We start from the raw sequence: 12736 nt of genomic DNA on the forward strand, positions 1-12736 counted from the left end.
GGGGAAATCCTCCCGGACGCACCGGCCGGTGATCCGGTCGTGGAGCCGTGGACTCGCGGCGCGGGGCAGGGGCACGAACGGCGAGTCCGCCGGCCGGACCACGTCCACGGTCCGCCGGGCGGCGAGCGGGTGGGCCGCGGGCAGGACGGCCACGAACGGCTCGGTCAGGACGGTCTCGAAGCCGAGTCCGGTCTCGTCCGTGGGCGGCTCGCGCGGCAGGCCGATGTCGATCGCCTTCTCGTGCAGGGCGGTGATCCGCGGTGCGGTGGTCGTCTCGCGGATGTCCAGCTCCGCGTCGAGGTACCGCTGCCGTATTGGACGTATCGGGGCTGGTCACCTAGCGTGCGGCGCATGACGGAACGACGTACGGTCCTCAGCGGCTCGACGTTCGAGGAGCAGATCGGTTATGCCCGCGCCGTGGTCCACGGCGACGAGGTGCATGTGTCCGGGACGACCGGGTTCGACTACGCCACCATGACCATCTCCGACGACGTGGTGGAGCAGGCCGAGCAGTGCCTGCGCAACATCGGGGCCGCGCTGACCGAGGCGGGGTGCACCTTCGCCGATGTGGTGCGGGTGCGTTATCTGCTGCCCGACCGGGCCGACTTCGAGCCCTGCTGGCCGGTTCTGCGCCGCTGTTTCGGCGACGTCCGGCCGGCCGCCACCATGCTCGTGTGCGGTCTCGCCGACCCCCGGATGAAGATCGAGATCGAGGTGTACGCGCGGCGGCCGGCCCGGTGACGGCCGGCCCGGCGTCCCCGGCGTTCAGCTCTCGGCCGGGGTGAGCACCACGAAGTCCGCGTCGAAGGGGTCGAGGCAGACGGCCAGGCGGCCGACGCCCTCCGCGTCGACCGGCCCCGTCCGCACGCTTCCGCCGTTCGCGGTGACCTCGGCCACCGCGGCGTCGCAGTCGGTGACGTGGAAGACCGGGTGCCAGTACGGCCGTCCGCCCGCCAGGGCGAGATCCTCCTCGCCGACCTCCATGAGACCGCCGTGCATCCGTTCCTCGGGCAGTCCGGCCGGGGTGATCAGGGTGTAGGTGCCCTCGCCGCCCGGCATCTCCATGTCGCTGAACCGCCAGCCGAGGACACCGCCGTAGAACTCCTTCGCGGCCGCCGCGTCGCTCGTGTACAGCTCGGTCCAGGACAGCGAGCCCGGCTGGTCCACCAGGTCGACGCCCTTGCTCTCCCCCGGCTGCCAGACGGCGAACTGGCCGCCCAGGGGGTCGCTGTACTGTGCCATCCGGCCCCATTGCTCGAGGTCCATCGGCGCCACCCGCACGGTGCCGCCCGCGCGCTCCACCGCCTGGGTCGTGGCGTCCGCGTCGGCGACGGTGTAGTAGATCATCCAGGCCGGACGGGCGCCCTCCTCGGTGAGCCTGCCCAGCCCGGCGACCATCTTGCCGTCCTTGCGGAGCATCCCGCCTTCCATGTCCTCCCCGTCCCCCATGGGCTCGTAGTCCCAGCCGAGGACCGCGCCGTAGAAGGCCGCGGCGGCCCGGACGTCGGGGGAGCCGAGGTCGAGCATGCAGGGGGAGCCGGGGGCGAAGTCAGTGGTGATCACCGCGATGTCCTTTCGCAGATTCCCTTTGACCTCAGCGTGCCACCGGGCACTGACACTCGCCCTCCGGGCGTTCGGGGGCTGTTCCTCGTCCGCCGCTCCACGTGCGGTGCGGCGTGCACGGTGAGCCGACGGTCCTCGGCCCCTACCGGGCGGTCGACGGGGATACTCAGGGGGACGACGGTCTCCGGGGCGGGCCGCCCGACGGGGCACGGGGCATGCTCTCCTTCGCCCTCGGCGCATGCTTCCTCGCCGGGTGCGTCCCGACGGTGACCGGCTGTCCGCCGTTCTCCCGGACGGCCGTCACCGACCCAGGACCGGGCTCGTTCGCCGTCCCTCCCCCGCTGAACGCACCGGTTTCACCCCGGCCGCATCGGCTCGGTGACGGCCGGGGCGCTGGACAGCGTGCCCCGCGCCCTCGACTTCGCGCTCGGCCCCGTCGTCGGCGCGGTCACCCCCAGCGGCTCGGGGCCGGCGTTCACGGCGAGCCCGTCGGGTGCGGGCCTGACGCCCGGACGGGCGTACGCGGCGGGCGAGAGCACCCGGACGGGCGGGCCGGGCTCCGTGCCCGGCGCGCCTCGGCGGACGAGGCGTCCGGTGTCCTGCCGTCCGCGCCGGACGACAGGACACCGGACCCGGCCGCCGTGCGCTAACTCAGCGGTTCGATGCGGATGTTGCGGTAACGGACCTTGTTGCCGTGGTCCTGCAGCCGGACGGCTCCGGCCGCGGGACCCTCGGCGATCCCGCCGCCCGTCGGACTGTCGATGGTCACGTCGTCGTGGATCTTCTTGCCGTTCCACACCACGGTGACCCGCGCGTCCGACGTCTTGTTCCCCTCGGGGTCGTAGCGCGCCGCGTGGAAGACGATGTCGTACGACTGCCAGGTCTCGGGCGCTCTGGCGGCGTTCACGTCAGGGGCCTTCTTCAGATAGATCGCTCCCGCTTCGTTGGTGTCGAGCGTGGTGTCGCCGTAGGAGTCCAGGATCTGGAGTTCATAGCGGTCCTGGAGGTAGACCCCGCTGTTGGCGCGGTCCTGACCGGTCACGTCCGGGGGCAGTTGAGGCAGCCAGTACTCCACGTGCAGCTTGAAGTCGTCGTAGCTGTTCTTGGTGCGGATGTCCCCGCAGCAGACCTCCATGGCGCCGTCGGTGACCGGCCACTCGACCGGGCGTCCGTCGGTGTGCTGCCACCGGTCAAGGCCGTCACCGTCGAACAGGTCGACCGCCCTGCCGTGCCGGTCGACGCTGAGGAGATCGAGGTTGACGTGGCCGGTGTCGCCCTCGTCATAGCGGTAGGCGATGCTGTTGTGCCCGGCCTTCAGCCTCAGTTCCTCGGTCTGCGTCGACCAGGTGTCCCAGTCGCCGGTGCTGCGGAACTCGGTCTGCTTCACCTTCTTGCCGTTGACGTACAGGGAGAGGGACTTGGTGCCCCGGAAGGGGTCCGGGCCGTTGGAGTAGCGCAGCCCCACGTCATACGTCCCGCTCTTGCGCACCTCGACGTCGAAGGTCGTCGTGGCGCCCTGGGTGCCGTACCGGTCGACGAAGCCGCTGCCGGAGTAGCCCCGGTGGTCGGTGTTGATGCCGGCCGCGCCGGTGAGGGACGCCTCCTCGGCCTCGTACAGCGGGCCCTGTTCGGGCTGCTTGCCCGGCATGGCGTTGAGCGTGTACCAGGCTTCCGTGCTCCACAGGGTCTCGCCGGACGCCGAGCTGAACGGGCGCGGGGAGCGGAGGTGGACGACGCGGCCCGGCTTGAGCCCCTCGATGCCCAGGGTCACCTTCTTGCGGTCGCGCGACAGCTCGGCCGACGTCACCTTCAGGGTCTCCTCGGCGATCTTGGGACCGCCGTAGTCGCGCGTCGGGGTGTAGCGCCACTGCTGGGCCTCGTAGTGGCTGACAAGGTTGTCAGCGGTCTCCTCGGAGAGCGGCTGGGTGTACTCCAGCTCGAAGCCGCCCTTCTTCACCCGCATGGCCTGGATGTCGAAGGTGTTGCCGCCGTTCGGCGTCAGTTTCTGGAGGCCGTACCTGAGCTTGCCCTCCTGGCCCCAGTTGCCGTCCGCGCCCAGACCGCCGGCGTAGATCGCGCCGTCGGGGCCCATGGTGATCCGGTTGACGCCGGCTTCGAGGCCCTGGGTGAAGCGGAAGACCGCGCCCTGGTACTGGCCCTTGACCTTCTCCAGGTAGCCACGCTGGAGACCGCCGTAGGTGACGTCGCCGAACAGCATCTGCCCCTTGAACCTGCCCTTGGTCAGGTAGATCGGGTTGCTGGGCGAGTTGGCGATCTCGTTCTGCGGGAGCCAGAGCACCGGCTGGGTCACCGGCTCGGAGTCGAAGGGACCCGCGGGGTTGGTGTAGTGGTTGAAGAAGCGGTCCTGCTTGATGTGGACCAGCTTCGACGAGGGGAGCCAGCCGCCCTGGTTGTCGGTGGCGAAGATGCCGCCGCCGGGGCCCCAGCCGATGCCGTTCGGGGTGCGCAGGCCGCCGGCGATGTAACTCACCTTGCCGGTCTTCCTGTTGACCTTGATGGTCGCGCCGCGGCCCGGTGCGGGCTGCGGGTCCGTGGTGGCGCCGCCGTAGTTGATGGCGACGGACAGGTTCAGGTAGAAGTAGCCCTTGCTGTACAGCAGTCCGAAGGCGAACTCGTGGAAGTTGCCGCCGTAGGGCCAGGTGGCGATCGTCCTGGACTCGTCCATGAAGCCGTCGCCGTCGCTGTCGCCCAGCTCCGTCAACTCGTGCTTCTGGGAGACGAAGATGGTGCCGTCGACGACCTTGAGGCCCATCGGCTCCTTGAGGCCCTCGGCGATCTTCGTGGCCTTCACCTTGTCCGGGCCCGTGGTGCCGGTGACCTCGTCCATGACGTAGACCTCACCGGCGGTGTTGTCGGTGCCGCCCCAGGTGCTCACCACCAGACGGCCGTCGGGCAGCCAGTCCATGCCGGTGACCTGCGGCTGGAAGCCCTCGGGGCGCAGGTCGGTGAGGGTGTGGTCGGGGCGCACCGAGTTGAGCGGGAGGCCGTCGCCCGGCGAGTCCCGGAAGCCCTCGCACTCCTTGCGGCCCGGGGCGGTGACGCGGACCACGCCGGCGTCGGTGCTCAGCGCCGAGTTCGGCACCGTCGCGAATCCCTCGGCGCCCGGCGGCTGCCAGGCGAGGTTGAGCACCTGGTCGCCGCCGCGCTCGAAGTGGTCGATGCGCAACGAGTGCATACCCTCGGTGAGCTGGACCGTGCCGTCCTTGGGTTCGGCACCGTGCAGCCCGTCGTGGTCGATGACCAGCTGGTCGTCGATCAGCAGGCGTGAGCCGTCGTCGCTGGAGAGCCGGAAGGTGTACGAACCGTCGGCCGGCGCATGGACGTTGCCGGTGACCTGGGTGACGAAGTTGTCGTTGAACCCGCCGAAGTCGCCGGTCGTGCTCCAGTCGACGGTCGGCATCAACTTGTCGACGTTGGGGGTCTGTCCGGGCTTGAGCGTGCAGATCTTCTCGAGCGGGACCTGCACGTCGAAGACGCGCAGGGTGACGCCGGGCTCCTGGGGCGGCACGTCCGCCTGTGCCGCGGAGCCCGGCCGGGCCGTCGCCAGGGGGGCTCCCCAGAGTCCGCCCGCGACGAACGCGCCGACGACCAGTCCTGTCAGGGATCTTCGGGCGCGCCGGTACAGCCGTGCGTCCATGCTTCCTCCTGCTGTGTCGACCGGAGGGCCGGATGACTCCGGTGCCGAGTGGCGAAACGCCAGCGGTTGCGGCGACACGCTAGGAGACTTCTGCTCAACCCGTCCAGACTTTGTACTCGATGAGTTCAAAGTCCTTCCGGTGGGCAGTATTCATCGATGTAATGGGTGAGTTGGGGAACCGGTGCGCGGTTACGGGGAGGGCGGGAGGCGGTAGACGGACACGTGGGAGCGCGACTCGGCGGTGAACGCGGTGCCGTCCCAGTCCGCGTGCCTGGACTCCAGCTCGAAACCGGCCAGTTGTGCCATGAGGTCGAGCTCGGCCGGCCAGATGTAGCGGTGCGGGGTGCGGAACAGCTCGGCCTGCCTGGTGCCGTCGAAGTGGAAGTGATGGGACACGACGTGCTGGCGGAGGGTGTCGTAGGTGTCCAGGAGGATGTACCCGGGATCGGACCGGCAGACCACGGCCGGCTGACCCGGCGGCAGCTTGCGCAGCTCGGGAACCCAGAGTTCGACCACGAACCGTCCGCCGGGGCCGAGGTGACGGGCGGCGTTGCGGAAGCACGCGACCTGCTCGGCCTGGGTGAGCAGATTGGCGATGGTGTTGTAGACGAGGTAGACCAGGGTGTACTCCCCCGGCGCGGTGGTGGTCGCCATGTCGCCGATGATCACGGGGATGGTGTCCTCGTCGGCCTTGGTCCGCAGCCGCTCGGCCATCGACGGGGACAACTCGATCCCGGTGACGGGCACTCCCCGCCTGGCGAGCGGAACGGCCACCCGGCCCGTCCCGATGGCGAACTCGAGGGCCGCCCCGCCCTCGGCGAGCCGGGCGAGGCGGTCCACGGTCGGTCCCAGCACCTCGGGCGCGAACATTCCGGTACCGGGCGTGTCATAGCGCAGGGCGACGTCGGCGTCCCAGATGTCTCCTTGTTCCATTCCGTCAACGCTCGCCGTCGGAACCGGCGTTGTCCAGCGAATTACGTCAGGGCTTGCGGGCGAGACCGCCGTGCTCGCCGATGGGTTCCGGGGCGGGGGTGTCGCTGTCCGGGCGCCACAGCGGGACGGAGACGACACCGGGCTCGACGAGGTCGAGACCCTCGAAGTACGCCGTGATCTGGTCGACGGTGCGCAGGTTGTAGGGCACGGCGCCGCTCTCGTTGTAGGCGTCCTGGGCCCGCTCGAAGACGGGGTCGACGCCGCGCGAGCCGTCGTTGACGGAGAGGTAGCTCCCGGACGGCAGCGCGGCCATCAGCCGGGTGACGACGGAACGCGCCTGGTCGTAGTCGGCGATGTGGCCCAGGATGTTGCTGAGGATGAGGGCGGTGGGACGCTTGAGGTCCAGCGTCCGCGCGGCGGCCTCCAGGATGCGGTCGGGGTCCAGGACGTCGGCGTCCACGTACGCGGTCGCCCCCTGGGGGGTGGAGTAGAGCAGGGCGCGGGCGTGGGCCAGGACCATCGGGTCGTTGTCGACGTAGACGATCCGCGACTCGGGGGCGATCCGCTGGGCGACCTGATGGGTGTTGTCGGCCGTCGGCAGCCCGGTCCCGATGTCCAGGAACTGCCGGACGCCCACCTCGCCCGCCAGGTAGGTGATGGTGCGGCGCAGGAAGGCGCGGCTGCTGCGGGCGATGGTGACGATCCCGGGGAAGACGGCGGTGTAGGCGTCGCCGGCCTCCTCGTCGACGGGGTAGTTGTCCTTCCCGCCCAGCCAGTAGTTCCAGATCCGGGCCGAGTGCGGCACCGAGGTGTCGATCTTCTGCTGCGCTGATCCGGGCGCCGTCGCCGGGTCGGTCATGGGTACCGTCCGTCATCCGTCAGGGAATGCTTTGGCCAACGCACAATCTACGTGTCCCGCGCCGAGCGGGCAGCCGCTGCCGGAGAACGCCGGCCCGGTGGTCTCCAGCCGTGCCGTCGCACCGCCCGCGCCGGTCCGAGGAGGGCGATCGTCACGGCGGCCGGCACGCCCCAGGTCGTCGTCCCCCACCACGCGGGAACCAGGTCGTGGGTGACGCCGCTCGGACAGACGCACGTCGTCTGCGGAGGGAACACCGACCGCCGTACCTCGAAGGCGCGCTCGTGGACGCCCGTGGTGAGCGCCGAACAGACGGACAGCGGATCGCGGCCGGGCGGGGCCAGGACGGCCGGCACGACCACGCACAGGAGCGCCAGCACCGTCAGGCAGACGACGGTGAGAATCCCGAACCGGACCACGGCCCGCTCCTGGCGCAGCCCGGCGAACTCGCGGACCGGCGCCAGGACGGCGCAGGCCGCGGCGACCACGACGCACACCCACAGCACCCAGCCGAAGAAGTCACCCGCGGAGACCGTGGAGCCGTCGGCGAACACACAGCGGACCTCCGGCGGAAAGCTGCTCCGCTCCACCCGGAAGTCGCCCCCGGGGCCCACCGTTCCGTGGGCGCAGCGCTCGTCCGGCTCCGACACCCCGGCCGTCAGCCACCCGAGCAGCCAGGTGAACACCCCCGCGCACGCGGCCAGTGCGGAGGCGGCCCACAGCCCGTTCGCGGAGCCACGTGATTTCTGTGTTCCCGGCATGGAGCCGGACTCCATCCGCCGCGCCGCCGACGGGGCGGTCCGGGTCCGGCCCCACCGGCCCGCGCGGGCTCAGGCGAGTTCCACGATGAGGTCGCCGCCCTCCACCTGCTGAATGCGGTTGATGGCCAACCGGGTGACGGTGCCGGACCTCGGGGCGGTGATCGAAGCCTCCATCTTCATCGCCTCGATGGTGGCCACCGTGGCGCCGGCCGCCACCTCGTCGCCCTCGGTGACCGCGAGGGTCACCACACCGGCGAACGGGGCCGCGACATGGCCGGGGTCGGAGCGGTCGGCCTTCTCGGTGGCCGGGACGTCGGAGGCCGCCGACCGGTCGCGGACCTGGATCGGCCGCAACTGGCCGTTCAGGGTGGACATCACGGTGCGCATGCCCCGCTCGTCGGCGTCGCCCACCGCCTGCAGTTCGATGAGCAGCCGCACACCGGGGTCGAGGTCGACGCTGTACTCCGTGCCGGGGCGCAGCCCGTAGAAGAAGTCCTTGCTGTCCAGGACGCTGGTGTCGCCGAAGGTCTGGCGGTGCGTCTCGAACTCCCGGGTGGGGCCGGGGAAGAGGAGGCGGTTGAGGGTCGGCCGGCGGTCCTTCGCCAGGCCCGCGCGGTCGTCGGCGGTCAGCTCCCGGACGGGTTTGGGTTCGGCGCGGCCCCGCAGGGCCCTGCTGCGGAACGGCTCGGGCCAGCCGCCGGGCGGGGTGCCCAGCTCGCCGCGCAGGAAGCCGATGACGGAGTCCGGAATGTCGAACCGGTCCGGCTCCTCCTCGAAGTCCTCCGGGGAGACGCCCGCGCCCACCAGGTGCAGGGCCAGGTCACCGACCACCTTCGACGAGGGGGTGACCTTCACCAGGCGGCCGAGCATCCGGTCGGCGGCGGCGTACATCGCCTCGATGTCCTCGAAGCGGTCGCCGAGGCCCAGCGCGATCGCCTGGGTGCGCAGGTTGGAGAGCTGCCCGCCGGGGATCTCGTGGTGGTAGACGCGGCCGGTCGGCGAGGCGAGGCCCGCCTCGAAGGGGGCGTAGACCTTGCGGACGCTCTCCCAGTAGGGCTCCAGGTCGCCGACGGCCGTCAGGTCCAGTCCGGTGGGGCGCTCGGAGTGGTCGGTCGCGGCGACGATCGCCGACAGGGAGGGCTGGGAGGTGGTGCCCGCCATCGAGGCCACGGCTCCGTCGACCGCGTCCGCGCCGGCCTGGATCGCGGCGAGGTAGGTGGCGAGCTGGCCGCCGGCGGTGTCGTGGGTGTGCAGGTGGACCGGCAGGTCGAACTCCCGGCGCAGGGCCGACACGAGGGTCGCCGCGGCGGGGGCCCGCAGCAGTCCGGCCATGTCCTTGACGGCCAGGACGTGCGCGCCCGCCTCGACGATCCGCTCGGCCAGGCGCAGGTAGTAGTCGAGGGTGTAGAGCCGCTCGGACGGGTCGGACAGGTCGGCGGTGTAGCACAGGGCCACCTCGGCGACGGCCGTGCCGGTCTCGCGTACGGCGTCGATGGCGGGCCGCATCCGCGAGACGTCGTTGAGCGCGTCGAAGACGCGGAAGATGTCGATGCCGGTGGCCGCCGCCTCCTGCACGAAGGCGTCGGTCACCTCGGTCGGGTACGGGGTGTAGCCGACGGTGTTGCGGCCGCGCAGCAGCATCTGGAGGCAGATGTTGGGCACGGCCTCCCGCAGGGCGGCCAGCCGCTCCCAGGGGTCCTCGGCGAGGAAGCGCAGGGCGACGTCGTACGTGGCGCCGCCCCAGCACTCCAGGGAGAGCAGCTGGGGCAGGGTGTGCGCCACCACGGGGGCAACGGCGAGGAGGTCCTTGGTGCGAACCCGGGTGGCGAGCAGCGACTGGTGGGCGTCGCGGAACGTGGTGTCGGTGACGCCGATGGCCGGTGCGTCGCGCAGCCGGCGGGCGAAGCCGTCGGGGCCGAGTTCGGCGAGCCGCTGCCGGGAGCCGGCCGGCGGTTCGCCGGCGGGCAGCGGCGGCAGCTTGGTGAGCGGGTCGATCAGCCGGGGCCGTTCGCCGTGCGGCTTGTTCACCGTGACGTCGGCGAGGTAGGTGAGCAGTTTGGTGCCGCGGTCGGCGGAGTGGCGGGAGGTGAGCAGTTCCGGGCGCCGCTCGATGAAGGACGTGGTGACGTGTCCGGCCTGGAAGTCCGGATCGTCCAGGACCGCCTGGAGGAAGGGGATGTTGGTGGCGACGCCGCGGATGCGGAACTCGGCCACCGCGCGCCGGGCCCGGCCGACCGCGGCGCCGAAGTCCCGGCCCCGGCAGGTGAGCTTCACCAGCATCGAGTCGAAGTGGGCGCTGATCTCCGTACCGGCGTGGGTGGTTCCGCCGTCCAGGCGGATACCGGAGCCGCCGGGTGAGCGGTAGGCGCTGATGCGGCCGGTGTCGGGGCGGAAGCCGTTGGCGGGGTCCTCGGTGGTGATGCGGCACTGCAGCGCGGCGCCGCGCAGGGTGACGGTCTCCTGGGACAGGCCGAGGTCGGCGAGGGTCTCGCCGGTGGCGATACGCAACTGCGCCTGCACCAGGTCGACGTCGGTGACCTCCTCGGTGACCGTGTGTTCGACCTGGATGCGCGGGTTCATCTCGATGAAGACGTGGTTGCCGTCCCGGTCGAGGAGGAACTCCACCGTGCCGGCGTTGCGGTAGCCGATCCGGCGGGCGAAGTTCACCGCGTCGGCGCAGATGCGGTCGCGCAGCGCGGGGTCGAGGTTCGGGGCGGGTGCGAGTTCGATCACCTTCTGGTGGCGGCGCTGCACCGAGCAGTCCCGCTCGAACAGGTGGATGACGTCGCCCTGCCCGTCGGCGAGGATCTGCACCTCGATGTGACGGGGTTCGACGACGGCCTTCTCCAGGAACACCGTGGGGTCGCCGAACGCGGACGCCGCCTCCCGGGAGGCCGCCTCGACGGCCTCCCTGAGCCGGTCGGGGTCCTCGACGCGGCGCATGCCGCGTCCGCCGCCGCCGGCGACCGCCTTGACGAACACGGGGAAGCCGATGCCGTCGGCGGCGCGGACGAGTTCGTCGACGTCGGTGGAGGGCGCCGAGGAGCCGAGCACCGGTACGCCGGCCTCGCGGGCGGCGGCCACGGCGCGGGCCTTGTTGCCGGTCAGCTCCAGGGTGTCGGCGCCGGGTCCTACGAAGGTGATGCCGGCCTCTTCGCAGGCCCTGGCCAGTTCGGGGTTCTCGGACAGGAATCCGTAGCCCGGGTAGACGGCGTCGGCGTCCGCGCGGCGCGCGGCGCGGACGATCTCCTCGACGGAGAGGTAGGCCCGCACCGGATGTCCCGGCTCGCCGATCTCGTACGCCTCGTCGGCCTTCAGGCGGTGCAGCGAGTTGCGGTCCTCGTGCGGGAAGACGGCGACGGTTCGGGCGCCCAGTTCGTAGCCCGCGCGGAACGCCCGGATCGCGATCTCGCCGCGGTTGGCGACCAGCACCTTGCGGAACATGCTCGATCCCTTCGGCCTGCCGGTGACAAGGACCATCGTGTCGGTGGTGGGTCCGGTACGCCATGTGAACCAGGCCACTCGCTTCCGGACCGCCGGCGGTGTGGGGGACCCGGAGGGAACGTTTTCCCTCCGGGTCCCCCGTCACTCTCCGTGGCTCCTCACCGCGCGGGCGTCCGCCGGTTCCTACCGGAACAGCGCGGCGTGACGGCGCGCCCAGTCGGCGAAGGGGCGCGGCGGACGGCCGGTGACGTCCTCGACGCCGAGGCCGGCCCGGAGCTCCCCGGGGGTGGGGGCGCCCAGGATGTCGAGCGTGGTGTCGACCACCTCCTCGGGCATGAACTGCCGCATCTGCGCGCGGGCTTCGTCCCGGGTCTGCCCCACGAAGCGCACCGGTTCGCCGACCGCCTCGCCGATCGCCTCGGCCCGCTGCCGGGGCGTGGTGAGGGCGGGTCCGGTCAACTCGTAGGCGCGGCCGTGGTGTTCCGCCCCGCGCAGGGTCACCGCGGCCACGTCGGCGATGTCGGCCGGGTCGATCGTGGGCAGGCCCACGTCGCCGAACGGCGCGGCGACGGTCCGCCGGGTGCGCACCGCTTCGGCCCAGGCGAGGGCGTTGGAGTGGAAGCCGCCGGGGCGCAGGACCGTCCAGTCCAGGCCCGACTGCCGTACGGCGTCCTCGATGGCCCGCGCCACCCGGCCGTGCGAGGCCGACTCCGGCCGGGTGACGACTCCCTGCGAGGACAGCAGGACGACGCGTCCGATCCCGGCGGTCTTGGCGGCGTCGAGGATGCCGTGCGGGTCCAGCAGGCGCGCACTGGCTCCCCCGCTCTGCAGGAACAGCGCGTCGGCGCCGGCGAAGACCTCGCGCAGGCTGTCGGCGTCGGTGAGGTCCGCGCGCAGGTGTCGCACGCCCTCCGGTACGTCGGCGGCCGAGACCGCCCTGGAGGTGGCGGTCACCCGCTCGCCGTCCGCCGCGAGGGCGCGGACGAGTTCCCGGCCGACGTTTCCGGTTGCCCCGGTCACCACGAACATGAACAACTCCCCTGTTGTCTCGGTGTGGTGAGGACGCTAACAGCGTCGGTATAGTAGGTACCTAGGAGATAGTGACTACCCTGGAGGAGTGCGCATGGCGGGGAGCGCGATGCGGACGGCGGCAGCCGGGACCGACCCGGAACTCGCCTGTCCCGTCAGCCCGGTCGTGGACATCGTGTTCAGCCGGTGGACCACCCCGGTCCTGTGGACGCTGCACACGTACGGCCGACAGCGCTTCGTCGAGCTGCAACGGCGGATCGGCGGGGTCACCCCGAAGGTGCTGACGCAGCGGCTGCGGCAGTTGGAGCGCGACGGCCTGGTCGTGCGCACGTACCACCCGGAGGTTCCGCCCCGGGTCGAGTACGAGATCAGCGAGCTGGGCCTCAGCCTCGCGCCGCTCTTCGCGCACCTCTCCGAGTGGGCCTCGGCCCACCTGGGCGAGGTCGAGCGGGCCCGGCGGGCCTACGACGAGGACCCCGCCCGGTAGCCCCG

At 71.6% G+C, this 12736-nt stretch carries 10 protein-coding genes and 1 pseudogene; 2 read left to right on the plus strand and 9 right to left on the minus strand.

Translation table 11 applies throughout. From position 1 onward, the window contains the following. Nucleotides 1-51: 51 nt before the first annotated feature. Nucleotides 52-324, minus strand: a pseudogene (locus tag ACH5AO_RS26885) (LysR substrate-binding domain-containing protein); the annotation flags it as partial. A gap of 27 nt (nt 325-351) precedes the next feature. On the opposite strand from ACH5AO_RS26885, the gene ACH5AO_RS26890 reads away from it, so the two are divergent. Next, nucleotides 352-741 (plus strand): RidA family protein, encoded by a 390-nt coding sequence (locus ACH5AO_RS26890; protein ID WP_398928951.1) that lies wholly within the window; start codon nt 352-354, stop codon nt 739-741. 24 nt (nt 742-765) lie between these two features. Here ACH5AO_RS26890 and ACH5AO_RS26895 read toward each other — a convergent pair whose 3' ends face one another. The 8 genes from ACH5AO_RS26895 to ACH5AO_RS26930 form a co-directional block, all read right to left on the minus strand. Next, nucleotides 766-1563, minus strand: coding sequence for a VOC family protein (locus ACH5AO_RS26895; protein ID WP_398928953.1), 798 nt, complete (start codon nt 1561-1563; stop codon nt 766-768). Between the two features lie 356 nt (nt 1564-1919). Further along, nucleotides 1920-2102 (minus strand): hypothetical protein, encoded by a 183-nt coding sequence (locus tag ACH5AO_RS26900; RefSeq protein ID WP_398928955.1) that lies wholly within the window; start codon nt 2100-2102, stop codon nt 1920-1922. Nucleotides 2103-2209: 107 nt separating this feature from the next. Further along, a complete protein-coding gene (locus ACH5AO_RS26905; protein ID WP_398928957.1) occupies nt 2210-5221 on the minus strand; it encodes a family 16 glycoside hydrolase in 3012 nt (1003 codons plus the stop codon). A gap of 189 nt (nt 5222-5410) precedes the next feature. After that, the gene (locus tag ACH5AO_RS26910) at nt 5411-6154 is read right to left on the minus strand and encodes a class I SAM-dependent methyltransferase (RefSeq protein WP_398928959.1); all 744 of its coding nucleotides are present in this window, start codon (nt 6152-6154) and stop codon (nt 5411-5413) included. A gap of 46 nt (nt 6155-6200) precedes the next feature. Further along, the gene (locus ACH5AO_RS26915) at nt 6201-7013 is read right to left on the minus strand and encodes an SAM-dependent methyltransferase (protein WP_398928961.1); all 813 of its coding nucleotides are present in this window, start codon (nt 7011-7013) and stop codon (nt 6201-6203) included. A gap of 47 nt (nt 7014-7060) precedes the next feature. Next, entirely contained in the window at nt 7061-7771 is a 711-nt protein-coding gene (locus ACH5AO_RS26920; protein WP_398928963.1) for a hypothetical protein, read from the minus strand. A gap of 69 nt (nt 7772-7840) precedes the next feature. Beyond that, the gene (locus ACH5AO_RS26925) at nt 7841-11215 is read right to left on the minus strand and encodes a pyruvate carboxylase (protein WP_398928965.1); all 3375 of its coding nucleotides are present in this window, start codon (nt 11213-11215) and stop codon (nt 7841-7843) included. Nucleotides 11216-11398: 183 nt separating this feature from the next. After that, complete coding sequence (locus tag ACH5AO_RS26930) at nt 11399-12244, minus strand: SDR family oxidoreductase (RefSeq protein ID WP_398928967.1); 846 nt, start codon at nt 12242-12244, stop codon at nt 11399-11401. Nucleotides 12245-12338: 94 nt separating this feature from the next. Between ACH5AO_RS26930 and ACH5AO_RS26935 the strand changes: the two genes are divergently transcribed. Then, the gene (locus tag ACH5AO_RS26935; protein ID WP_398928969.1) at nt 12339-12731 is read left to right on the plus strand and encodes a winged helix-turn-helix transcriptional regulator; all 393 of its coding nucleotides are present in this window, start codon (nt 12339-12341) and stop codon (nt 12729-12731) included. The last annotated feature ends 5 nt before the right edge of the window (nt 12732-12736 follow it).

The sequence above is a fragment of the Streptomyces sp. NPDC018964 genome, from assembly GCF_044390325.1.
Classification (GTDB): domain Bacteria; phylum Actinomycetota; class Actinomycetes; order Streptomycetales; family Streptomycetaceae; genus Streptomyces.